Annotated in this window: 24 protein-coding genes and 1 pseudogene; 19 read left to right on the top strand and 6 right to left on the bottom strand. The window is 60.7% G+C overall.

Going from position 1 to position 23,620, the window contains the following annotated elements; translation table 11 throughout:
* The 5 genes and pseudogenes from MOV61_RS17885 to MOV61_RS17865 form a co-directional block, all read left to right on the top strand.
* Positions 1-107: pseudogene (locus tag MOV61_RS17885) on the top strand (ABC transporter permease); the annotation flags it as partial.
* 21 nt (positions 108-128) lie between these two features.
* On the top strand, positions 129-1,523 hold the full coding sequence (locus tag MOV61_RS17880; protein WP_247137543.1) for an amidase: 1,395 nt from the start codon (positions 129-131) through the stop codon (positions 1,521-1,523).
* Between the two features lie 220 nt (positions 1,524-1,743).
* Positions 1,744-2,091: a YqjD family protein gene (locus MOV61_RS17875; protein ID WP_247137542.1), complete on the top strand. Its 348-nt coding sequence runs from the start codon at positions 1,744-1,746 to the stop codon at positions 2,089-2,091.
* A gap of 23 nt (positions 2,092-2,114) precedes the next feature.
* Positions 2,115-2,546: a hypothetical protein gene (locus MOV61_RS17870; protein ID WP_157885166.1), complete on the top strand. Its 432-nt coding sequence runs from the start codon at positions 2,115-2,117 to the stop codon at positions 2,544-2,546.
* Between the two features lie 209 nt (positions 2,547-2,755).
* Positions 2,756-3,091 (top strand): hypothetical protein, encoded by a 336-nt coding sequence (locus tag MOV61_RS17865; RefSeq protein ID WP_247137541.1) that lies wholly within the window; start codon positions 2,756-2,758, stop codon positions 3,089-3,091.
* A gap of 26 nt (positions 3,092-3,117) precedes the next feature.
* Here the strand turns inward: MOV61_RS17865 and MOV61_RS17860 are convergent, their stop codons facing one another.
* Both MOV61_RS17860 and MOV61_RS17855 read right to left on the bottom strand, forming a co-directional pair.
* Positions 3,118-3,684 carry an RNA polymerase sigma factor gene (locus MOV61_RS17860; RefSeq protein ID WP_038545503.1) on the bottom strand — a complete coding sequence of 189 codons (567 nt, stop codon included), beginning with the start codon at positions 3,682-3,684 and terminating at the stop codon, positions 3,118-3,120.
* Positions 3,681-3,863 (bottom strand): NepR family anti-sigma factor, encoded by a 183-nt coding sequence (locus MOV61_RS17855; RefSeq protein ID WP_247137544.1) that lies wholly within the window; start codon positions 3,861-3,863, stop codon positions 3,681-3,683. The genes MOV61_RS17860 and MOV61_RS17855 overlap by 4 nt, the downstream gene beginning before the upstream one ends.
* Positions 3,864-4,031: 168 nt before the next feature.
* Between MOV61_RS17855 and MOV61_RS17850 the strand changes: the two genes are divergently transcribed.
* From MOV61_RS17850 to MOV61_RS17840, 3 genes are all read left to right on the top strand, one after another.
* Positions 4,032-4,826 (top strand): response regulator, encoded by a 795-nt coding sequence (locus MOV61_RS17850; protein ID WP_038545500.1) that lies wholly within the window; start codon positions 4,032-4,034, stop codon positions 4,824-4,826.
* Positions 4,827-4,907: 81 nt separating this feature from the next.
* Positions 4,908-5,072, top strand: a complete 165-nt coding sequence (locus tag MOV61_RS17845) for a DUF1328 domain-containing protein (protein WP_007758228.1) — start codon at positions 4,908-4,910, stop codon at positions 5,070-5,072.
* Between the two features lie 163 nt (positions 5,073-5,235).
* Positions 5,236-6,177 (top strand): sensor histidine kinase, encoded by a 942-nt coding sequence (locus MOV61_RS17840; RefSeq protein ID WP_247137540.1) that lies wholly within the window; start codon positions 5,236-5,238, stop codon positions 6,175-6,177.
* A gap of 357 nt (positions 6,178-6,534) precedes the next feature.
* Here MOV61_RS17840 and MOV61_RS17835 read toward each other — a convergent pair whose 3' ends face one another.
* The 3 genes from MOV61_RS17835 to MOV61_RS17825 all read right to left on the bottom strand — a co-directional run bounded on the left by MOV61_RS17835 (position 6,535) and on the right by MOV61_RS17825 (position 10,251).
* Positions 6,535-7,461 carry an ABC transporter permease gene (locus MOV61_RS17835; RefSeq protein ID WP_038545496.1) on the bottom strand — a complete coding sequence of 309 codons (927 nt, stop codon included), beginning with the start codon at positions 7,459-7,461 and terminating at the stop codon, positions 6,535-6,537.
* On the bottom strand, positions 7,454-8,464 hold the full coding sequence (locus MOV61_RS17830) for an ABC transporter permease (protein WP_038545492.1): 1,011 nt from the start codon (positions 8,462-8,464) through the stop codon (positions 7,454-7,456). The genes MOV61_RS17835 and MOV61_RS17830 overlap by 8 nt, the downstream gene beginning before the upstream one ends.
* Before the next feature lie 77 nt (positions 8,465-8,541).
* The gene (locus MOV61_RS17825) at positions 8,542-10,251 is read right to left on the bottom strand and encodes a peptide ABC transporter substrate-binding protein (RefSeq protein ID WP_038545489.1); all 1,710 of its coding nucleotides are present in this window, start codon (positions 10,249-10,251) and stop codon (positions 8,542-8,544) included.
* A 335-nt stretch (positions 10,252-10,586) separates the two neighbouring features.
* Between MOV61_RS17825 and MOV61_RS17820 the strand changes: the two genes are divergently transcribed.
* The 3 genes from MOV61_RS17820 (at position 10,587) to MOV61_RS17810 (ending at position 13,916) form a co-directional block, all read left to right on the top strand.
* Positions 10,587-11,750: a M20 aminoacylase family protein gene (locus MOV61_RS17820; protein WP_247137539.1), complete on the top strand. Its 1,164-nt coding sequence runs from the start codon at positions 10,587-10,589 to the stop codon at positions 11,748-11,750.
* A 16-nt stretch (positions 11,751-11,766) separates the two neighbouring features.
* Positions 11,767-13,614 carry an ABC transporter ATP-binding protein gene (locus tag MOV61_RS17815; protein ID WP_247137538.1) on the top strand — a complete coding sequence of 616 codons (1,848 nt, stop codon included), beginning with the start codon at positions 11,767-11,769 and terminating at the stop codon, positions 13,612-13,614.
* Between the two features lie 110 nt (positions 13,615-13,724).
* Complete coding sequence (locus MOV61_RS17810) at positions 13,725-13,916, top strand: hypothetical protein (RefSeq protein WP_247137537.1); 192 nt, start codon at positions 13,725-13,727, stop codon at positions 13,914-13,916.
* Between the two features lie 147 nt (positions 13,917-14,063).
* Here the strand turns inward: MOV61_RS17810 and MOV61_RS17805 are convergent, their stop codons facing one another.
* The gene (locus MOV61_RS17805) at positions 14,064-14,675 is read right to left on the bottom strand and encodes a hypothetical protein (protein ID WP_247137536.1); all 612 of its coding nucleotides are present in this window, start codon (positions 14,673-14,675) and stop codon (positions 14,064-14,066) included.
* A gap of 258 nt (positions 14,676-14,933) precedes the next feature.
* Here MOV61_RS17805 and MOV61_RS17800 point away from each other — a divergent pair, with 258 nt between their 5' ends.
* From MOV61_RS17800 to MOV61_RS17765, 8 genes are all read left to right on the top strand, one after another.
* Complete coding sequence (locus tag MOV61_RS17800) at positions 14,934-15,887, top strand: sugar-binding transcriptional regulator (RefSeq protein ID WP_038545477.1); 954 nt, start codon at positions 14,934-14,936, stop codon at positions 15,885-15,887.
* Positions 15,888-16,033: 146 nt separating this feature from the next.
* Positions 16,034-17,359, top strand: a complete 1,326-nt coding sequence (locus MOV61_RS17795) for a sugar ABC transporter substrate-binding protein (protein WP_247137535.1) — start codon at positions 16,034-16,036, stop codon at positions 17,357-17,359.
* Between the two features lie 215 nt (positions 17,360-17,574).
* Complete coding sequence (locus tag MOV61_RS17790; RefSeq protein ID WP_247031008.1) at positions 17,575-18,447, top strand: carbohydrate ABC transporter permease; 873 nt, start codon at positions 17,575-17,577, stop codon at positions 18,445-18,447.
* A 9-nt stretch (positions 18,448-18,456) separates the two neighbouring features.
* Entirely contained in the window at positions 18,457-19,281 is an 825-nt protein-coding gene (locus MOV61_RS17785; RefSeq protein WP_007760466.1) for a carbohydrate ABC transporter permease, read from the top strand.
* Between the two features lie 11 nt (positions 19,282-19,292).
* Positions 19,293-20,297: an ABC transporter ATP-binding protein gene (locus tag MOV61_RS17780; protein WP_247137534.1), complete on the top strand. Its 1,005-nt coding sequence runs from the start codon at positions 19,293-19,295 to the stop codon at positions 20,295-20,297.
* A 23-nt stretch (positions 20,298-20,320) separates the two neighbouring features.
* Positions 20,321-21,802, top strand: a complete 1,482-nt coding sequence (locus tag MOV61_RS17775; RefSeq protein ID WP_247137533.1) for a mannitol dehydrogenase family protein — start codon at positions 20,321-20,323, stop codon at positions 21,800-21,802.
* 12 nt (positions 21,803-21,814) lie between these two features.
* Positions 21,815-22,525: an HAD family hydrolase gene (locus tag MOV61_RS17770; protein ID WP_408962397.1), complete on the top strand. Its 711-nt coding sequence runs from the start codon at positions 21,815-21,817 to the stop codon at positions 22,523-22,525.
* Positions 22,526-22,573: 48 nt separating this feature from the next.
* On the top strand, positions 22,574-23,620 hold a 1,047-nt coding region (locus tag MOV61_RS17765), incomplete at its 3' end, for an FGGY family carbohydrate kinase (protein WP_247137531.1).

The raw sequence follows: 23,620 nt of genomic DNA, 5'->3' as shown, positions 1-23,620 counted from the left end.
CGTGGCTGGCGCTGATGCCGGGGCTCGCCATCGCGCTGGCCGTGCTCGGCCTCAACATGCTCGGCGACGGCCTGCGCGACCTCCTCGATCCCCGCGACAATTCCTGATTTCGAAACGAAGATATTGCGATGAATGACCTCCTGAAACTGACGATCCGCGAACTGCTCGACCTTTATTCGACTAGGAAGCTCTCGCCCTTGGAATACTGGCTGGCGGTCGAGGACCGTGTCGCCGCCTTCGAGCCGCATATTCAGGCGCTCTATCTCTACGATCCGGACAGTGCCAGGGCGCAGGCCGCAGCCTCCACCCAACGGTGGACAAAGGGAGCGACGCTTGGGCCGCTGGACGGCATCCCGGTGACGCTGAAGGAGCTGATCGCCACCAAGGGGCAGCCGGTGCCGCTCGGCACGGCGGCCGTCGAACTGGTGCCTGCCGCCGAAGACGCACCGATCGCCGCGCGCATGAGGGAGGACGGCGCGGTGATTTTTGCCAAGACCACCTGCCCGGATTACGGCATGCTGTCCTCCGGACTGTCAAGCTTCCATCACCTCAGCCGCAATCCTTGGGATCTCACCCAGAACCCGGGCGGATCGAGCGCCGGAGCGTCGGCCGCCGGTGCCGCCGGTTTCGGACCCCTGCATATCGGCACGGATATAGGTGGTTCGGTGCGGCTGCCGGCCGGCTGGACGGGGTTGTTCGGTTTTAAGCCGAGCCAGGGCCGTATCCCGGTCGATCCGTATTATGTCGGCCGCTGCGCGGGGCCGATGACCCGCACGGTCGAAGATGCGGCCTTTTCCATGGCGACGCTGTCGCGTCCGGACTGGCGCGACGGCACGTCGCTGCCGCCCAACGATTTCGACTGGCTTAATTTCGATATCGACGTGAAGGGCATGAAGATCGGCCTGATGCTCGATGCCGGCATCGGCCTTGCAGTCGAGGACGAGGTTCGCGATGCGGTCGTGGCCGCCGCCAAGCGCTTTGAGGATGCGGGGGCGATCATTATTCCGGTCGAACCGGTCATGAACCGCATCATGCTCGACGGGCTCGACAGTTTTTGGCGCTCGCGGTTCTGGGGCGATATCGAGAAAATGCCGGAAGAGCGCCGGGCGCTGATCCTGCCCTATATCTATCAATGGGCGGAAGGCGGGACTTACATTTCCGGCGTCGAGGCGGTGCGCGGCTTCAACCAGACGATCGAAATGCGCAAGGCCTGTGGAAGGCTGTTCACGACCGTCGACGCGGTGATCTCGCCGACCAATCCGATCGTCTCCTATCCGGCGGAATGGGCCTCGCCCACCAATGATCCGGCTTTGCCCTTCGAACATATCGGTTTCACCGTACCGTGGAACATGTCGGAACAACCGGCCTCGTCGATCAATTGCGGCTTTTCGAAAACCGGCATGCCGATCGGCCTGCAGATCGTCGGCCCGCGCTATGACGACCTGCTGGTACTGAAACTCTCCAGGGCCTTCGAGCAATGGACCGGGGGCATTTCGGCCTGGCCGGAGCCGCCGGCCGCCTGACTCCTCCGAACCTTTCCGGCTATTTCCGCCTGGGTGCAACCGCGCCGGGGAACAATCGCGCTGTTGCCGCGTTCACCGGCGGCGACAGGAAGCGTGAAGCGGGTAGCGTACGTCGCTCGCTCGGGAGACCGACCCCGTTCCACGTTTTCGACGCCGTTTGATTCCGCGCAAAGCCTTCCGCGGCTCGCGTCCTCTAAGGTTCGCAAAACAGGAGATCGATATGCCCGCAGCCAACCCCACGACAGACTTCACCCGCAATGGCACCGGCCAGAACTCGGCAGCCAGCAAGGACGTCGAAGCCCAGATCCAGCAGCTCCGCGACGATATCGCTGCACTGACGCGCAGCATTGCTGCCGTGGGCAATGAGAAGGCCAGCGAATACAAGGGTAAGGCCCGCCGGGTCGCCAACGATGCCGCCGACGCTTCGATGCATATGGTGGAAGCCGCCCGCGATCAGGCTCTGTCGATGGAAAAGGACCTGGAACGCCAGATCCGCACAAACCCTATCCAGGCCGTCGCGATCGCCGCCGGCGTGGGATTTCTCTTCGCGCTGCTGACGCGTCGCTGACGATGACAGGACTTGGTCCACTTTTGGCTTCACTCGCCGCGATGGATATCGCGGCGTTGACGCGCAAGCTCAAAAGAAATGCGATCCTCTATGCTTTCGTGCTGCTTTTCCTGCTGACGGCCTATGGACTGTTAGTGGCGGCGCTCGCAGTCTATCTCGCCGGCATATGGGGACCGCCGATGGCGCTGCTTGCAGTCGCCGGTGGCGCGCTCGTCCTGGCATTGATCATGTATCTCTGCGTCGTTATCGCCAATGCTTCCGAACAGCGCCGCAAGCGGGAAGCCGCGGCCTCCAACAGTTCCAAGGCGTTGATGATAACAGCGGCTCTGACGGCATTGCCGCTGCTGGTCAAATCACGTCCGCTGCTGCTCGTCGCGGTGGTCGGCGGTCTTGGCTTCCTCGCGGCGAAGTCCATGGGTGGTCCGGGCCGGCGACATTCCGAGCCCGCCGAATAGGCAGGTCTCGTCGCGCGACCAGCTGAACGGTCGCCTGCCGCGCGCAGGCGGCCGTATTCCGCGTTGTGCTGGGGCCTGCTCTCGACGAAAGCGGGCTTCGCGAACAATAGCAGGCGGTTTGCGACCGCCCTGTGTCTTTTGTAAATGACCGGGCGTTCTTTCGATGGTCTAGCCGAATTTCGTTGTCGAATCTCGGGCGGACTTAATTGTTGCGAATCCTCGTTGTCGATCGGGAGTTCCTGGTGGCCATGGAAGTGGAGGCCGTGCTCACCGAGGCGCTTGCCTGCGAGGTCCATGTCGCCACGCCACACACCTATATGGTGGAACTGGAAAGCGGCTGGTTCGACGTTATCGTCATCGATTCGAGGCTGATTGGTGGAGAGGCTGGGCTTCGGCTGAGAGCTTCAGGCTCGGGTCTGGTGTTCACCACGCTCAGCGTCGAGGACATGGATGGTCTGAAGGGCTGGGACGGAATAAGTGTCGTCGCCAAACCGTTCAACGACCGCCACCTCGTCGAAGCCGTCAAAAACGCCGCCCAGGTGTGAGCGGCGTTCTCTCAGATTTTTCAGGATCAGCTGCCAAAAGCACGTGACGTGATCGCCGCATCGCCTGCATCGGGGCCGTAGTCGCCCTCGCCGGAGACGCCCAGCAGCTCCTGCAGACGGGCGCGGGCGCGGCTGACGCGACTCTTGATCGTGCCGACGGCGCAGCCGCAGATCGCAGCCGCCTCCTCATAGGCGAAACCGGCGGCACCCACGAGGATGATCGCTTCGCGCTGATCGTCAGGCAGCTTGTCGAGCGCCTTGCGGAAATCCTGCAGGTCGAGCCTGCCGTACTGTTCCGGATGGACCGAGAAACGCTCGCTGAACAGGCCGTCGCTATCCTGCACCTCGCGTCCGCGCTTGCGCATCTGGCTGTAGAATTCGTTGCGCAGGATGGTGAACAGCCAGGCCCGCATGTTGGTGCCTGCGGTGAAGCTGGTCTGGTTCGCCCAGGCTTTCATGATTGTATCCTGCACGAGGTCGTCCGCCTTGTCGTGCCGGCCTGTCAGGGATACCGCGAAGGCACGCAGATTAGGCAGCGACGCGAGAAGGTCGCGCTTGAAGCCGCGATCGTCGCTCTCGTCTTCCTTGCTCATTTTGCGTTCACCGGTTTGGCGTTCTTCTCAGCCTGCTCCAGGCGCTCGAGAAGATCGAGAAAACGATCCGGAATCCCTTCTTCCTGTACCGCGTCGTAGAAGTCCCGTAACTTGCGGGATATGGATGCATTCGGCGGCACCGCTCCGGGTCGGACTTCTTGGGATGGGATTGCTGTCATCTCTTCTTTTTTTCTGTTGTCGTCACTCATCACGCGGGCAGCCTGTTGCGATATCGTCGGGCAAAGGAATTCCTGGCGGCAAAAAAAGTTCCACTCTTGCGGAACTTTTTTTCAAGGCCCACGTTCATAACAGGTCAATTGCCCACCGGGCACCGAGGGAGATTTTGTATGTCACTCACCACACGCGTTGCGTCTCACCTTCCATATCTGCGTCGGTATGCTCGCGCCGTCACCGGATCACAGACCTCGGGAGACGCCTATGTTGCCGCGGTCCTGGAAGCTTTGATCGCAGACGTTTCGATATTCCCCGAAACGTCCAAGGACCGTGTTTCGCTCTATAAACTCTTTGTTACAATTTTTGGTTCCACGAACATTGAGATTCGCCCGATCGAATCGCCGTTTGCCTGGGAGCAGCGCGCGGCAGCCAATCTCTCGATGCTTCCCTCCCAGTCGCGGCATGCGTTCCTGCTTGTCTCCGTGGAGGGTTTCAGTATCGAGGAAGCCGCGGAGGTCCTGGATGTCAGCCCCGCTGAAGTGAACCGCCTGCTCGACGACGCGACCCGCGAAATCTCGCGGCAGGTCGCGACCGACATCATGATCATCGAGGACGAGCCGCTGATCGCGCTCGACATCGAACAAATGGTGCAGGATCTCGGCCACCGCGTCACTGGCATCGCCCGCACCCATAAGGAAGCGGTGTCGCTCTTCCAGTCCTCGCACCCGAAAATGGTGCTCGCCGATATCCAGCTCGCCGACGGCAGCTCCGGGATCGACGCGGTCAATGAAATCCTGAAGTCTTCGAGCGTGCCGGTGATCTTCATCACCGCTTTCCCGGAGCGGCTTCTGACCGGCGAACGCCCGGAACCAGCCTTCCTCGTTACCAAGCCCTTCAACCCGGACATGGTGAAGGCGTTGATCAGCCAGGCGCTGTTCTTCAACGAAGCCGTGAAGGCCGCCGCTTGATCCCATGGGCGGCAGGCGAGCGGACCAGGCCGGAACAAAATGCAACGGGTAGCGTTCTGGCGCATCCGAAGAGGAAGGCCCATGTTGTATTATGCTCTTGTCTGCCTGCTCGTCGCGATCTTCACCGGTGCGCTCGGCTTCAGCGGCATTGCGGGAACGGCAACCGGCCTCGCACAGCTTCTGTTTTTCCTGTTTCTCGCACTGTTGCTGATATCGCTGGTGGTCGGGTTGTTCCGGCGTGTTTGACGTCCTATAAAAGTCGGATAATCATACTCATAAATCCAGGTGTTTCTGCGCACAGCAGGTGCCCGGTTTCCCCCGCAAGCCCGCAGACGGAGTGAGTAACTTGGTGAATCCCCTGACATGGCAGCAGGCTGGTCAGAGTGATGACAAGTTACGCGGATTTTTCATGCCGGCGCTGGTGGATCTCGGCGCCAGCATCATGATCCAGGACGCAGGCCGCAATTATCTCTTCGTCACTCATCTTCCGGAGGTCTGGGCGGTCGAGCACGTCAGGACACCCACCGATGTCAGCCTGTTCGGCGACGAGGTCGGGGCAAAGCTCGCGACCCTCAAGGACGGCATGACGGAAGCCGGTCGCAAGGGCCATATCGAGATTACCATCGGCACCGAGCAGATCTACGAGTTCCGCGTCCAGACGGTGGAATTCTCCAATGGCGGCCTGCATTTCGTCACCACCATCATCGACCGTTCCGAGGAACGTCATCGCGAGCGGCTGCTGCGCGCGCTGCTGCGCGAGGTCAGCCACCGTTCCAAGAACCTGCTCGCCATCATCCAGAGCATTGCGCTGCAGACGGCCCGTTATTCAGGCTCGCTGGAACTGTTTCTGCACAAGTTCCGGGGGCGGCTTTATTCACTCTCGCAGAGCCAGGACCTGATCACCGATTCCAGCTGGCGCGGCGCCTATTTTTTCGAACTGGTGCAGCAGCAGACGGAAAAGTACCTGCCCGAGAACAAGCATCTCGTGCGCGTCCACGGGGACAACATCCTTTTGACGCCGAACGCCTCGCTGCATATCGGACTGGCGCTGCACGAGCTGATCGTCAACGCGGTCAGCCACGGTTCGCTATTGCGCAGCGGTCGGGTGATCAACGTCACCTGCACCCGCATGCACCTCAACGGCCATGATTCGCTGGAGATGATCTGGGACGAAGTGCTGGATGCCAGCCGGAGCTCCGAAGATACCGAGGATTCATTGAAGGCGCATTTCGGCAGCACCGTGCTGGAGCGTGTCGTGCCGGCCTCCGTCAACGGCAAGGCGCAATACGTCATCTCCAACGATCGCATCAGCTATCGGCTGGTATTCCCGCTGGAGAGCGGCGGGGATTGAAGAATAGTCGTTGGTGAGTAGCTTTCCGGCTCATTGATGCCTCGCGACGTAAGTCTTTCCGAAAAGCTCGTTCGCAGCGCCATTATTCACCATGCCCCACAAAACTGAGCTGGCCCGGTTCCGGTTGACGGAGCCGAGCCAGTTCGTCTCTTCGAGGGGGATTGAAGAGTATGTCCGAAGGCTTTGTAGGGCGGGGGACGGGGGGTCGCCTTCGAACACTCACATAACGGGCGCCTCGGGAATAGGTTCCGGCAGTTCCAAATTTTTTTGAGTTTTTTTCAGCGGCCTTTTTTCCGACTGGCGAATGAAGAATGGCGGCTTTGCAGCCGCCGTTCCGATCGGGTCCGTGTGGCGGGCTCAGTGTTTCAGCGCTCTCGGATCGAGCGCGTCGCGGATCGCATCGCCCATATAGTTGACGCTGAGTACAGTCAGCGAGATCGCCAGGCCCGGCCAGAGCACGCGCGAGGGTGTCAACTGCAGGAAGTTGGCGCCATCGAACAACAGCCGTCCCCAGGTCGGGAAATCCGAGGGAAAGCCGAGGCCCAGGAAGCTCAACGCCGATTCCGTGATGATCGCCGAAGCGATGCCCAATGTCGCCGAAACCATGATCGAACTCAGCACGTTTGGCAGGATGTGCCTGAGGATGATGCGATATTCCCGCATGCCGCTCGCCTTCGCCGCCAGGATGAATTCCTGGCTTTTGACGGCCAGCACATCGCCGCGCACGATACGGGCGGTGTGCATCCAGCTGGTGATCCCGATCACGAAGACGATCAGGATGAAGATGCCGGTTTCGGGTCCGAATGCCGCCCGCAGGGTATCGCGGAACAACATCAGGATGACGAGTAGCAGCGGCAGCAGCGGTAGCGCCAGGAACAGGTCGGTGATGCGCATCAGCGGACCGTCGAGCCTGCGGATATAGCCGGAGACTACCCCCACCAGCGTTCCGAGGAAAAGCGCCAGCAACATCGCCGTGATGCCGACCGCAAGCGAGATGCGGCCACCGGCGAGCACCTGGGCAAGCATGTCCTTGCCGAGGTTATCGGTGCCGAACGGATGTGCCCAGGAGGGCCATTGGTTCTTGTCGCGGATATTGATGGCGTTGGGGGCCACCCGGTGGATATACGGACCCACGAACACCGCCAGCACGATGAACGTGAAGACGATCAATCCGACTACTCCGCCCTTGTGGGAACGGAACTGGCGCCAGATGTCCGCGAGCGCCGACCTGGTGGGAGTTGCCGCCTTGGCGGGCGGGGCGGTTGTAAGCGTCGCATCAGTCATAACGGATCCTCGGGTCAAGAATGCCGTAAAGCACGTCGGCGATGAGGTTGAAGAGCACGATCAGCACCGCGAAGATGAAGGTCAGGGTCTGGACGAGCGGGATATCGGCCCCCTGAACCGCGATGATCAGCAATTGGCCAAGCCCGTTCACGCGAAAGATCTGCTCGGTGATGATGGCGCCCGAGAAGATCGTCGGCACGCCGAGTGCGATCACGGTGACGACCGGGATCAGGCTGTTGCGCAGCACATGGATGAGCAGAACCGACTTTTCCTTGACGCCCTTGGCACGCGCGGTGCGCACGTAGTCCTGGTGCAGGTTGTCGAGCATCGAGGCCCGCACGAAACGGGTGATCTGCGAGGCGTTGAAGAGCGACAGAACGGTGACCGGCAAGGCCATCTGCTTGATCTGCTGCAGGAAGCTCGAGAAGTCGTTGACGACCAGGTTGGTGTCATAGACCGACGGGAACCATTGCAGCCAGGAGGAGAAGATGACGACCAGCAGCACGCCGGTGAAGAAGGTCGGCACCGAGTATCCGACCATCGACAGGAACGTGCCGATCTGGTCGAAGATCGAATACTGCTTGTAGGCGGAGATGACGCCGATCGGAACGGCGATCATCACCCCGAACACATAAGCGAGACCAACAACCCACAGCGTCTGGGGCAGGCGCTGGACGATCAGGTCGACCACCGGGCTGCGGGTCGCCCAGGACAGCACCCGCATGCGAGTACCATCGCCGAATTGCCAACCGGTCAGGCGTTCGAGGATGTTGAGTGGTTCGTTGATGAAGAATTGCTGCAGCCAGTAGAGGTAGCGGAAGAAGAATGGCTGATCGAGGCCGAGCGATGCGCGGATCTGTTCGCGGACCTCCGGCGGGATCGTCAACGGCAGGTCGCCGGTCGGATCGTTGGGGGCAAGATCGAGTAGCGCGAAAATGACGAAGCTAATGATCAGCAGCGTCGGGATTGCGAAGAGCAATCGTCGCAAGGTGTAGGTGAACATCAATAAGTCTCCAGACTAGCGCGGAGAAGAAAATGCGGGCGCCGGGCCTGCCGCAAGGGCAGGCCCGGCGATCGGCATCACTTCGTGCGCGACCAGTCGGCGACGTTCCACAGCTCGCTATCCCAGGCGTTCATCTTCACGCCGGCGAGCTTGAGAGAATGCGAGGAGACGCTGCCGCGGTGGACGAGCGGGATATGCGCGCCTTCTTCGGTCAGCATGTCGTTGAGCTGCTTGGCAAGCGCTGCGCGCTTGTCGAGCTCGGCGGTCTTCGAAAGTTCGCCGAGCAGCTTGTCATAGGCCGGGTTGCAGTAACGCGGAATGTTCTGGCCCTGCCAACCGTTCGCCGGGCCGGGAACCTTGTCGCACAGCCATTCTGCGAGATACTTTTCCGGATCGGTGCCGTCGAAGTTGTTGGTGTACATTTCGACGTCGGCATAGAACTTCTGGAAGGTGTCCGGGCTTGCCGGATCGCCGCCGAAGAAGACCGAGGCGCTGGCGTTGCGCAGTTCGGCGCCGACGCCAATCTGCGACCACATGTCCTTCACCAGTTCCTGGGTCGCCTGGCGAACCGAGTTGGTGGAGGTCGCATAGAGGTAGGAGAGCTTCACGCCGTTCTTGGCACGGATGCCATCCGGGCCTTTCTTCCAGCCGGCATCGTCAAGCAGCTTGTTGGCGGCCACAAGATCCTGCTTCAGGCACCAGTTGTCGTTCTTGGTGGAAGCGACGGCGGCCGGTGCGGGAACGATGTTGCAGGTCGCCTTGCCGGCTGCGCCGTATCCTGCCTCGACGATGATGCTGCGGTCGATGGCGAGCGAAAGCGCGCGGCGGACTGCCGGGTCGGAGAGCGAAGGATGCGGGCCGGCTTCCTTGGTGGAACGTTTTGCGCCAAGCGACGGATCGGCATTGTAGTGGTTGAGGTTGATACGTTCGACCTGGGTGCCGAATGCCGTTTCCAGCTTGCCTTTGCCGGCGGCGACCATCTTGGCGAGGATTTCCGGCTCTACCTGCATGTTCCAGGCATAATCGTATTCGCCGGTTTCGAGAACGGCGCGCGCCGCCGACGCAGCGTCGCCACCGCCCTTGAGGGTGACGGTTGCGAAGGCAGGCTTTGCCGCATCGCGGTAATTAGTGTTGGCGGTCAGCGTGATGACGTCGTTCGGCTTGAATTCCTTGACGACGAACGGACCGGTGCCGATCGGGCCGAAGTTGGCCGAGGTGCAGCCCGGGGCCTTGGCGCCGACGCAGTTTTCGAATTGCTTCTTCTGGATGACCGGCGACTGGGCGCCGACGAAAGCGCTGTAGGGATAGGGCTTCGGTTCGGTAAAGGTGATCTTGACCGTCTGCGGATCCGGAGCCTCGACGCTCTTGACGCCCTCGTACTGGGCGGCCTGGGCGCAACCGCCGTCCGGTGCGATGCAATATTTCCAGGTGAAGATGACGTCATCAGCCGTAAAAGGCGTGCCGTCCGACCATTTGACACCCGGCTTGATCTTCCAGGTCATGCTGAGCAGGTCCTTGGCGACGCCGCCGTTCTCGACGGTCGGGATCTCGGTCACCAGCATCGGCACGAGACTACCCTTCTCGTCGTAGCGGGCGAGCGGCTCGATGACCATCGAGGACGCGTAGACTTCCTTGGTGCCGCCGGAGAGGTAGGGGTTCATCGTCGAAACGGCCTGCCAGAACAGGATCTTCAGATCCCCGTCCGTGCCCCGTTCGGCATGCGCGGCGGCGCCGGCGAAGGTGAGGGCGGCAACTGTGCCGGCCAAAAGAAGTTTGAGGTTTTTCATGCTGCTATTCCCCTTGTCGTTCTCTTATGAGTTGTGGTTGGGCCTGCCGGTCAAGCCGGCTTTTTGTGCCTCGGGACTGCGAAGTCGCCTTCCTCAACTTATTGACTTCGCAGCGTATTTCCTGTCGGTTCCTCCTCCGAAACTACCTTAAGAACAAGTTACATCCTGCCGCTTTTGGCGAGCATGATCAAATTTTGAGCCATCTAAGCATAGGCCTATTTTCCGTTCAAGCCGGAAAATTGAAGCTTGCAAAATCGTGTCTTCGCGTCGCAATATCCGCCCGACATCCACCCTTGGCAGAGTGGAAATATGAAAAAAACAACGGGGTTATCACTATGCCGGTCATCAATCGCGTCGCCGAAATGCAGGATCAGGTCGCTGAATGGCGGCGCCATCTGCACGAGAATCCGGAGCTGCTCTACGACGTCCACGAGACCTCGAGATTCGTCGCCGAGAAGCTGCGGGCCTTCGGCTGCGACATCGTCGAGACCGGCATCGGCAGGACCGGCGTCGTCGCAATCATCAAGGGTAGCCAGGGCGATGGTCCGGTCATCGGTTTCCGCGCCGATATGGACGCGCTGCCGATCCTTGAGACCTCCGGCAAGCCCTGGGCTTCCAAGACGCCCGGCAAGGCGCATTCCTGCGGCCATGACGGCCACACCGCCATGCTCCTGGGTGCTGCGCAATACCTTGCCGAGACGCGCAATTTCAAAGGTTCGGTCGCGCTGATCTTCCAGCCGGCGGAGGAGGGCGGCGCGGGCGCACTGGCGATGATCAACGACGGCATGATGGAGAAGTTCGGCATCAAGGAAGTCTACGGCATGCATAACGAACCGCGGCTTCCGGTCGGCAGTTTCTCCACCCGCAAGGGCGGCATCATGGCGGCGGCCGACACGTTCGAAATCACCGTCCACGGCCGCGGCAGCCATGCCGCGCAGCCGCACAATTCGATCGATCCGATCCTGGTGTCCTCACATATCGTGCTGGCGCTGCAGTCGATCGTCTCGCGCGAGACCGACCCCCTGAAGTCGCTGGTCGTCACCGTCGCCTCGATCCACGGCGGCGAGGCGAGCAACGTTATTCCCGCCTATGTCAAGATGACCGGGACGGTGCGCACGCTGCTGCCGGAAACTCGCGATTTTGCCGAGAAGCGCCTGAGCGAAGTGGCTCAATCAACCGCGATCGCCCATGGCGCGACGGCTGATGTCATGTATCGCCGCGGTTATCCCGTCACCTTCAACCACGACAACGAGACGGATTTTGCCATCGAGATCGCGGCCAAGGTCGCCGGTCCCAAGTCGGTGCTGACCGGCATGGCGCCGCATATGGGCGCGGAGGATTTTTCCTACATGCTGGAGAAGCGCCCCGGCGCCTTCATCTTCATCGGCAACGGCGATACCGCCAACCTCCACAATGCTGCTTATGACTTCAACGACGAGGCTATTCCTTTTGGCGTCAGCTACTGGATCACGCTCGCCGAAACCGCGCTCGCCGCCTGATCCGAAGGAGATTTCCATGCTGCTTTCCGGCACTTCCATGGAACAGGGCGGTGGTTCGGTGACCCCGGTCCTGTCTGTCCGCAATCTTTCCACCTCGTTCCGGGTGAACGACGAATGGCGCACCGTGGTGCGCAACATCTCGTTCGACGTGGCGCCGCGCGAGACGGTGGCGATCGTCGGCGAATCGGGCTCGGGCAAGAGCGTCACTTCGCTGTCCATCATGCGGCTGCTGCCGAAGAATTCGAGCAGGATCGAAGGCCAGGTCTTCCTCAACGGCCGCGAATTGCTGTCGCTGCAGGAAGAGCAGATGCGCCGCGTGCGCGGCAAAGACATCTCGATGATTTTCCAGGAGCCGATGACCTCGCTCAACCCAATTTTTCCAATTGGCAAGCAGATCGCCGAAGCGCTGACGGTCCATACCGACATCAGCAATGCCGATGCGAAGAAGGAAGTCATCCGCCTGCTCGAAAAGGTGCGCATCCCCAACGCCTTGTCGCGTTTCGACGAATATCCGCACCAGTTTTCCGGCGGCATGCGCCAGCGCGTTATGATCGCCATGGCACTGGCGGCGAGACCTAAGTTGCTGATCGCCGACGAACCGACCACCGCGCTCGACGTCACCATCCAGGGCCAGATCCTCGACCTGATCAAGGTGCTGCAGGAAGAGGAGGGCATGTCGGTCCTCTTCATCACCCATGACATGGGCGTGGTGGCCGAAGTCGCCGACCGCACCATCGTCATGTATCGCGGCGATGCGGTGGAGACGGGCGAGACCAGCGACATCTTCCACCGCGGCCAGCATCCCTATACCCGCGCACTTCTGTCCGCCGTGCCGCGTCTCGGCTCGATGGGCGAGCGCAAGCTGCCGCTCCGGTTCCCGATCGTCGATATCAAGACTGGCGAACAGATACTGCTTGCCGACGTCACCGACACGGTCGGCAAGGGCAAGACGCCGATCCTCGACGTCAAGGATCTGACCACCCGGTTCGACATCCATTCCGGCCTGTTCGGCCGCAAGTCCGGCGCGGTCCATGCGGTCGAAAAGGTCTCCTTCGATCTGTTCCCGGGCGAGACCCTGTCGCTCGTCGGCGAATCGGGCTGCGGCAAGTCGACCACCGGCCGTTCCGTCACCCGTCTCATTACGCCGACCAGCGGCGAGGTCACTCTCGATGGTTATGAGGTTATGAAGCTCGATCAGCCGACGCTGCGCCAGATGCGCCGGTCGATCCAGATGGTTTTCCAGGACCCGTTCGCCTCATTGAACCCGCGCATGAGTGTCGGTTCGGCTGTTATGGAGCCCTATGTCGAGCACAGCCTCGGCACCAAGCAACAGGCCCGCGACAAGGCGGCGAGCCTGATGGAGAAGGTCGGCCTTTCCGCCGACATGATGAAGCGTTTCCCGCATGAGTTTTCCGGCGGCCAGCGCCAGCGCATCGCGATCGCCCGCGCCCTTATGCTCGACCCGAAGATCATCGTCGCCGACGAAGCGGTCTCGGCGCTCGACGTGTCGATCAAGGCGCAGGTCTGCAACCTGCTCCTCGACCTGCAGCAGAGCCTCAACCTCGCCTTCCTCTTCATCAGCCATGACATGGCGGTGGTGGAGCGCGTCAGCCATCGGGTGGCGGTCATGTATCTCGGCGAGATCGTCGAAATCGGCCCTCGTGCGGCAGTGTTCGAAAACCCGCAGCATCCCTATACGCGGAAGCTTATGTCCGCCGTGCCGATTCCGGATCCGTCCCGCCGGCGGATCAAGCGCAACATGTCCACCGACGAAATCAAGAGCCCGATCCGCCCGGTCAACTACGTGCCGCCAAAGCGGGAATATCGGGAGGTGAGTGCGGGGCATGTGGTGCAGGTGGCGTAGGTTTTTCCGCGCTGCCAGTGATCGCTGAATTTGCCGGTCGCCCGGATTTCTGGTATCTTTGTGGTGTCAGAAATCCGGGCAACCTGCCGGGTGGAAGGAAACTCTCTAACATGAGCGACAAGGATACGATCCGGCAACGCACTTTTGAAGCGGCGCATCTTCAGTTGATTGCGGGCAATCCTCTTGATGCGGAGGATATTGCCATGTTCGAGATGTTCGATCGTGAGGATTGGTCTTTTGAGCGGCAACGAGCCTATATTCTCGATCGAGCACGGGCCGCCGCATCTCGAACTGGAGAATGAACAACGATCCCTATGTGTGTTGTGGGTACAAAAATCTCACAGACAAATCGGATATATGGGGAATCGAATCAATGGCTTTGCCGAGTGTCTTTCTTGACTATCCGCTCACCCGGCGGCGACTGACGCGCTAATCGGATTCTTCGGCGATTAGGGCATAAAACCTATCCGATTTTTAAATGGTGAAAGAAAAAAATCATGAGTTTGAGCGAATTCGTGGATTGTCTCATGCTCAGCGAAAATAGGCGGCATTGCAATATTGATCGTCCATTCAAGCATCCTTTGATCTGACTGGTCGAGGTCAAACCAGTCTTTTTCGTCCGACTTCCAAACGATATTGCTCGGAAGTAAATGTTTCAAAAAATGTGCGTCCTCCGCAAGCAAACACCAAACTTTTGCACCAGCCATAAGTGCGCCAGCGTTGGTTTTGGAAAGTCGCTCCAAGCGGCCGAGCATCGCTGCAAATAGAAACCATGCCCACCGCCGCGAGTTTATTTCGTGACCATGAGAGGCCTCTAACATTTTCACGGCCTCAGGGATAAAGTTATCTAGCGTGAAGACATCCCCGTTTTTTATAGCTTCGGAATACATTACCGAAACGACAGGCAGGAGGTTTTCGTAGGCCACAAGTACGTGGGCTCGCGTTGCAGAATCCATTTGTGTGAAAAATTGCTCAACAGCCAACGCGTATTTATCAGCATCAAATTTCAATAGGGCTAGAAATTCGCTCTCCGGTTTCTTCCTTTTGAAAAGACCCCACATATTTCAGCCTCCCTGGTTATGTCATGCTGATTTATTACACTCGCTGATCGCTCGGCAAGGTGGTGCCGTACGCAGCTTCTTCGCGTCAGCCCAGTCAGTCTGATTGGATTCTTGGCGACGATGCCCTGGATTTCCTCGGAAATATCGCGAGGTCCCCACAGGCTATATCATAAGGTTGCATCGCCCCGCCCCGTTCTTCCACCCGTTTGACAGACCATCCGAAACCATGGCAGCAACAGGTGGAGGAGAATTTCTGCCATGGCAAAACGGTCTGATACGCAAGGGCGGCTCGACGATGCGGCGCGGGCCGGCTGGCTCTATTATGTCGCGGGGCGGACCCAGGACGAGATCGCCGCGGCCATGAGCATTTCGCGGCAGTCGGCGCAGCGGCTGGTGTCGCTCGCGGTTGCCGAACGGCTGATCAAGGTGCGCCTCGACCACCCGATCGCCGCCTGCCTGGAACTCGCCGAGGCGTTGCGCAAGAAATACGATCTCAAACATGTCGAAGTGGTGCCGAGCGATCCGGCAGGGAGTTCCAGCACCGTCGGGATCGCCGAAGCCGGCGCCGCCGAGATCGAGCGCTGGCTGAAGCGCCCGGACCCGATCGTCATCGCGGTCGGCACGGGCCGCACATTGAAAGCCGCCGTCGACCAGCTGCCGCCGATGGAGTGCCCGCAGCACCGGATCGTGTCGCTGACCGGCAATATCGGGCCGGACGGATCGGCCGCCTTCTATAACGTCATCTTCTCGATGGCGGACGCGATCAAGGCGCGGCATTTTCCTATGCCGCTGCCGGTTCTCTGTTCCTCGGCCGAAGAGCGCGAAACCCTGCACGACCAGGCGCTGGTGCGCTCGACGCTCGAACTCGGCGCACAGGCGGACGTTACCTTCGTCGGCATCGGCGAACTCGGGCCGGACGGCCCGCTCTGCGTCGACGGCTTCCTCGGCAAGGAGGAAATGCAAAAGCTCGTTCGAGAAGGTGCTGCCGGCGAGATCTGCGGCTGGGTGTATGACAACCAGGGCAAGCTTCTCGCCAATTCCATCAACGACCGCGTCGCCAGTGTGCCGATCCCTTCGCGGGAGACCTCCTCCGTCATCGGACTGGCGCTGGGACGCAAGAAATTCCAGGCGATTTCCGCCGCGCTCAAGGGCAATATCATCAACGGTGTGATCACTGATGAAGCGACTGCGGAGCAATTGCTCGGTCGTTGAGCAAAAATTATCCGTAACCAGATCAACGACATGACCTATGTCTGCTGCGCTGCAGCGACGAATGGCGATTGACTTTTTACGCCGTTTAACGAGTAATTGCCCATGAGCAAAGCGAATGCTCGTTACTCATCTTCTGGGAGGAAGATATGACATTGAAGACGATTTTGCTGGGCGCCTGCTCGGCGCTGGCGCTTGCCGGCCTTTTCTCCACCGCGGCTTCGGCTGAAACCCTCACCATCGCGACGGTCAACAACGGCGACATGGTCCGCATGCAGGGCCTGACTTCCGAGTTCACCAAGGCGAACCCGGATATCCAGATCAACTGGGTCACGCTTGAAGAAAACGTGCTGCGTGAGCGTGTCACCACTGACATCGCCACCAAGGGCGGCCAGTACGACATCCTGACGATCGGCAATTACGAAGTTCCGATCTGGGCCAAGCAGGGCTGGCTGCTTGAGCTGAACAAGCTCGGCGACAAATATGACGCCAACGACATCCTGCCGGCGATCAAGGGCGGTCTGACCGTCAACGGCAAGCTTTATGCGGCGCCGTTCTACGGCGAGTCGGCGATGATCATGTATCGCAAGGACCTGTTCGAGAAGGCCGGCCTCAAGATGCCGGAAAACCCGACCTGGGAATTCATCGGCGATGCGGCTCGCAAGATCACCGACCGCAAGACCGACGTGAACGGTATCTGCCTGCGCGGCAAGGCCGGCTGGGGCGAGAACATGGCCTTCATCACGGCGCTTACCAATTCGTTTGGCGGCCGTTGGTTCGACGAAAAGTGGAACCCGCAGTTTGACCAGCCGGAATGGAAGGCTGCCTTGCAGTTCTATGTGGACCTGATGAAGGATGCCGGCCCGTCCGGTGCTTCCTCGAACGGCTTCAACGAAAACCTGACGCTGTTCCAGCAGGGCAAATGCGGCATGTGGATGGACGCCACGGTGGCCGCCTCCTTCGTTTCCAACCCGAAGGATTCCAAGGTTGCCGACAAGGTGGGCTACGCGCTCTTCCCGGTGAAGGGCGAGATGAAGAACCACGGCAACTGGCTGTGGTCGTGGAACCTCGCGGTTCCGAACTCGTCGAAGAAGGCTGACTCGGCGCAGAAGTTCATCTCCTGGGCAACCAGCAAGGAATATACCCAGCTCGTCGCCGCCAAGGAAGGCTGGGCCAACGTTCCTCCGGGCACCCGCACCTCGCTCTACAACAACGAAGACTACAAGAAGGCTGCTGCCTTCGCGGTTCCGACACTTGCCGCGATGAACGCTGCCGACATCACCAAGCCGACCGTCAAGCCGGTGCCCTATACCGGCGGCCAGTTCGTCGCGATCCCTGAATTCCAGGCGATCGGCACCAATGTCGGCCAGTTGTTCTCGGCAGTCGTCGCCGGCCAGTCCACGGTCGCCGATGCGCTTGCCCAGGCCCAGACGGCTACGACGCGCGAAATGAAGCGCGCAGGTTATCCGAAATAACCTCCAGAGCCACGGCTGTCCGGCATCCTGCGCCGGACAGCCGGATCTTGGCCGACATCACTCGCTTGAAGATTTGAGGCGGGCCGGTGATCGGGCAAGGCAACCCGGCAACAACCAGATAACAACAAAAACCTGCATCCTGCGTCCGTCTTCTTCCCCAAAAGAAAAGGCGCTGGATAACTGGAACGACGACGTTCCACGGGAGGGCGTCTGATATGGCAACGCAAAACACCAAGACGTTGGCGCGCCTGATGATGGCGCCCTCCGTTCTGCTTCTTCTTATCTGGATGATCGTGCCACTGGCGATGACGCTGTGGTTCTCGTTCCAGAACTACAATCTGCTCGATCCGTCCAATGTCAGTTTCACGGGTCTGTTCAACTACCAGTTCTTCTATACCGACCCCGCCTTCTTCCAGTCGATCTGGAACACGCTGGTCATCGTCGGCGGCGTGCTCTTGATCACCGTCATCGGCGGCATCGCCATCGCGCTGCTTCTCGACCAGCCCATCTTCGGGCAGGGCATCGTCCGCATCCTGATCATCTCGCCTTTTTTCGTCATGCCGCCGGTTGCGGCGCTGGTGTGGAAGAACATGATCATGAACCCGAGCTACGGGGTATTTGCCGATATATCGAGGTTCTTTGGCCTTCGCCCGGTCGACTGGTTCGCGCAATATCCGCTGTTTTCGATCGTCGTCATCGTCGCCTGGCAGTGGCTGCCGTTCGCAACACTCATTCTGCTGACCGCGCTGCAGTCACTCGACGGGGAGCAGAAGGAAGCGGCGGAGATGGACGGCGCCAACTTCCTCAACCGCTTTATCTACCTGGTGGTGCCGCATCTCGCGCGGTCGATTACGGTCGTCATCCTCATCCAGACGATCTTCCTGCTCGGCGTCTATGCGGAAATCCTGGTCACCACCAATGGCGGCCCCGGTTACGCCTCCACCAACCTCGCCTTCCTGATCTACCGCACGGCGCTCCTCGGCTACGACGTCGGCGGCGCCTCGGCAGGCGGCATTATCGCAGTCGTGCTCGCCAATATCGTCGCCTTCTTCCTGATGCGCGCCGTCGGCAAGAACCTGGACCGGTAGGAGAAGATCATGGCACGCAACGTTACGACAAGACACAAGATCACCGCCACGGTCGCCGCCTGGATCGTCGCGCTGATCATCTTCTTCCCGATCCTCTATACGATCATCACCAGCATCAAGACCGAGCCGGAAGCGATCGCGGGTTTCAGCCTGTGGCCGTCCGGCACGTTCGAGAACTACATTACCGTCCAGACCCAGCGCGATTACCTGAAGCCGTTCATGAATTCGGTGATCCTGTCGGTCGGCTCCACCATCCTGGCACTGATCATCGCGATCCCGTCCGCCTGGGCGATGGCGTTCTCGCCGACCAAGCGGACCAAGGACATCCTGATGTGGATGCTGTCCACCAAGATGATGCCGGCGGTCGCAGTCCTGGTGCCGATCTATCTTCTGTTCCGTGATTTCGGCCTGCTCGACAGCCGCATCGGCCTGACCGTGATGCTGACGCTGATCAACCTGCCGATCGTGGTGTGGATGCTTTATACCTACTTCCGCGAAATCCCCGGCGAGATCCTGGAAGCGTCGCGGATGGACGGAGCGGGGCTCTGGCAGGAGATCGTCTACGTGCTGACGCCGATGGCGGTGCCGGGCATCGCCTCGACGCTGCTCCTCAACATCATCCTTGCCTGGAACGAGTCGTTCTGGACGATCCGGCTGTCGACCACCAATGCGGCGCCGCTGACGGCCTTCATCGCCTCGTTCTCCAGTCCGCAAGGCCTGTTCTGGGCAAAACTCTCGGCCGCATCGACCATGGCGATCGCGCCGATCCTCATCCTCGGATGGTTCTCACAGAAACAACTCGTTCGCGGCCTCACGTTTGGCGCGGTTAAGTAAGGAAAACGGACATGGGCAGCATCACGCTCCAAAAAGTGTCGAAAGTGTTCGGCGAGGCCAAGGTCATTCCGTCGATCGATCTCGAAATCAATGACGGCGAATTCGTCGTCTTCGTCGGTCCCTCGGGTTGCGGCAAATCCACCCTGCTGCGCCTGATCGCCGGCCTGGAAGATGTGTCCGGCGGCCAAATCCTGATCGACGGCAAGGACGTCACCCAGGCAGCCCCCGCCGAGCGCGGCCTTGCCATGGTGTTCCAGTCCTACGCGCTCTATCCCCATATGAGCGTGCGCAACAACATCGCCTTTCCGCTGAAGATGGCGAAGATGGAGAAATCCGCGATCGACAAGAAGGTGACGGATGCGGCTCGCGTGCTGAACCTCACCGACTATCTGGAACGTCGTCCCTCGCAGCTTTCCGGTGGCCAGCGCCAGCGCGTCGCGATCGGCCGGGCGATCGTGCGCGAACCCTCGGCCTTCCTGTTCGACGAGCCGCTTTCCAACCTCGACGCTGCGCTGCGCGGCACGATGCGTCTGGAGATCAGCGACCTGCACCACCAGCTCAAGACGACGATGGTCTACGTCACCCACGACCAGGTCGAAGCGATGACGATGGCCGACAAGATCGTGGTGCTGAACCGCGGCAATATCGAGCAGGTCGGTTCGCCGCTCGAACTCTACAAGAGCCCGCGCAACCTGTTCGTTGCCGGCTTCATCGGTTCGCCGCACATGAACTTCATCGATGGCGCCTATGCGCAGTCCAAGAATGCCAAGACCGCCGGCATCCGGCCGGAACACTTGAACCTTTCGAAGGACAACGGCATCTGGCGCGGCACGGTGAAGGTCGCCGAACATCTCGGCGCCGACACGTTCCTGCACCTCGATGTCGACGGCATCGGCCAGATCACTGCGCGCTGCGACGGGGAGTTCGGCGCCTATCACGGTGACACGGTCTACATGACGCCCGATGAGGCCAAGCTCCATCGGTTCGACGACAAGGGCCTCGCCCTGAAGGCCTAACGGGCCATATCGGAGTAAAGACAATGACTGTGAAGCTTTCGCTGGCGAGCTTGAGTGACGCTGCGGCCACCGCTGCCGTGCCGGCCTATGATCCGAAGGACCTGACTGCCGGCATCTTGCATTTCGGCGTCGGCAATTTCCATCGCGCCCACCAGGCAATCTATCTCGACGACCTGTTCAACACCGGCAAGGCGCGTGATTGGGCGATCATCGGCGCCGGCGTGATGCCATCCGATGGCGCCATGCGTGACAAGCTGAAGGCCCAGGACTTTCTGACCACCGTCGTCGAGCAAGACAACAACAGGACCGCCGCCCGCATCACCGCGCCGATGATCGACATCATCGCTCCTGGCGACGTCGCGACCGTGATCGAGACACTGGCAGACCCGAAAATCCGTATCGTTTCGATGACAATCACCGAAGGCGGCTATTTCATCGACGCTTCCGGCCGGTTCAACCCCGCCCACCCGGCGATTGCCGAGGACGGTCGGAACCCTTCGAGCCCGAAGACCGTCTTCGGCCTGATCCTCGCCGGCCTCAAGGAGCGCAAGGCGCGGGGGATCGCCCCATTCACCATCATGTCTTGCGACAACATTCCCGGAAACGGCGAGGTGACGGAGAACGCCGTCATCGGTCTTGCCAAGCTTTCCGACCCGGGCTTCGCCCACTGGATCCACGAGAACGTTGCGTTCCCGAGCTCGATGGTCGACCGCATCACGCCAGCGACGGGTAGTCGCGAGATCGATATCCTCAGAAACGATTTCGGCATCGACGACAACTGGCCGGTGTTCTGCGAAGAATTCAAACAGTGGGTGATGGAGGACAAGTTCCCCGCCGGCCGGCCTCGGCTGGAAGAAGTCGGCGTCCAGTTCGTGCCCGACGTAGCGCCCTATGAGCTGATGAAGCTGCGCATCCTCAACGGCGGCCATGCGGCGATCGCCTATCCGGCCGCCCTTCTCGACATCCATTTCGTGCATGAGGCGATGGAGCACCAGCTGATCCGCGGCTTTCTCGAAAAATTGGAGAAGGACGAGATCATTCCGGTCATCCCGCCGGTGCCGGATACCAACCTCGTCGACTACTACAAGCTGATCGAGCGGCGCTTTTCCAACCCGAAGATCGGCGACACCATCCCCAGGCTCGCGCAGGACGGTTCCAACCGCCAGCCGAAATTCATCCTGCCGTCCACCGCCGACCGGCTCGCCAAGGGACAGGACATTATCGGCCTGTCGCTGGTCTCGGCACTGTGGTGCCGCTATTTCGCCGGCACGTCCGACAGCGGCAAGGAAATCGTCTTCAACGATGCCAGCGCCGACCGCCTGAACGCCGCCGCGCTGAAAGCCAAGGATAACCCGGATGCCTTCCTTGCGCTTGGCGACATTTTTGGTGACGTTGCGAAATCCGAGCTGTTCCGCACCCGCTTTGCGCATGCGCTGAAGATGCTCTGGGAGCAAGGGACGGCAAAGACGCTGGAGCTCTATCTGGGCGGCAAGCTGGTCAAATAGCGGGGAATGGACGTGCAACAGGCGGCGGGACCACTGGTGATCTTCGATTGCGACGGGGTTCTCGTCGACAGCGAACCCGTCTCCGTGCGCGTGCTTGTCGATGCGCTACGCCGCAAGGGCGTCGAGATGGACGCGGCGGAGGCCTATCGCCGCTTCCTCGGCCGCAGCCTCGGCACCGTCACCAAGACGATGCGCGAGGAATTCGGCGTCGAGGCGGACGATACGTTTCTCGAAGACATGCGCCGCGATCTCTACGCCCGCTTCCGCGCCGAACTGCAGCCGATGCCTGGCATAAGCGAAGCGCTGGATGCCTTGAATTTCCGCCGTTGCGTCGCATCGTCCAGCCAACCGGAGCGCATCCGCCTGTCGCTGACGCTGACCGGCCTGATCGACAAGCTGGAGCCGAACATCTTTTCCGCCGCCATGGTCAAGCGCGGCAAGCCGGCGCCGGATCTCTTCCTGCATGCGGCTAGCGAAATGGGCACCGATCCCAAAGACTGTATCGTCATCGAGGATAGCCCCGCCGGCATCGAGGCGGGCCACAGTGCGGGCATGTCGGTCTTTGCCTTCGTCGGCGGTTCGCATGCCTCGGTTCCCGGTTACCGGGAGCGGATCGATATGCTTTCGCCGGAAGTCGTGTTTGACGCGATGCCGGATTTGATCCACCTTGTCCAAAAACATATGGAGGGTCGCAACGGCTCCGTTTCTTCGACCGCGCTTTAGTGCGATCCTTGAAACTGCCGGGCGACAAGGGACAGGAAACAAATCCGGATGCGTGATCACCTCGTTGCGGTCGATATCGGCACGGGCAGCGCCCGCGCCGGCGTCTTTGATCGCAGCGGGCGGCTGCTCGCCAAGGCGAAACATCCGATCGCTATGTTCCGTCCCAAACAAAATCACGCCGAGCATGATTCCGAGGAGATCTGGGCCGCAACCTGCCGTGCGGTAAGGGAGGCGATGGCGGAGGCCGGGATCGCCGCCGACCGTATCGCCGCGATAGGCTTCGATGCCACCTGTTCGCTCGTCGCTCGCGACCGCGAGGGCCAGCCGCTTACGGTTTCCACGACCGGCAAGGCCAATCAGGACACCATCGTCTGGCTCGATCATCGGGCGATCAAACAAGCCGACCAGCTTTCCGCCACCGGCCACAAGGTGCTCGAATTTTCCGGCGGCTCGCTGTCGCCCGAGATGGAAATGCCGAAGCTGATGTGGCTGAAACGGCATCTGCCGGAAAGCTGGGCGAAGGCGGGTTATTTCTTCGATCTCGCCGATTTCCTCACCTGGAAGGCGACCGGCTCGCCCGCCCGTTCCCGCTGCACGCTGACGGCCAAGTGGAATTATCTCGCCCACGAAAACCCCGGCTGGAGCGCCGATTACCTGGCGCTTGCCGGCCTCGAAGACCTGCTCGCAAAGGGCGGTTTGCCGGATGAGACCGTCGGCGTCGGGACAAGTCTGGGAAGCCTCAGCCGGCAGGCGGCCGATGGGCTCGGCCTCGACACGAAGGTGCAGGTGGCTCCCGGCATGATCGACGCCTATGCCGGCGCCTTCGGCGTCCTCGGCGGGGTTTGCGGCGGCGCGTCCGAAGGCTCGAAGCTCGAAACCAGCGTGGCGCTGATCGGCGGCACGTCGAGCTGCATCGTCGCCTTCACGAAAGATTCCAAGCCTGGACGCAGCCTCTGGGGTCCCTATTACGAGGCGATCCTGCCCGGCCATTGGCTGGTAGAAGGCGGGCAATCGGCGGCGGGCGCGTTGCTCGACCATATCGTGATGATGCACGCGGCCGGCGGCGAACCAACGGCGGAGCTGCACGGCCGCATC

This window comes from Neorhizobium sp. BETTINA12A (genome assembly GCF_023006485.1).
In the GTDB taxonomy this organism is placed as follows: Bacteria; Pseudomonadota; Alphaproteobacteria; order Rhizobiales; family Rhizobiaceae; genus Neorhizobium.
Note: the sequence above shows the minus strand (reverse complement) of the source record. Positions and strands in the feature narration are given on the sequence as shown.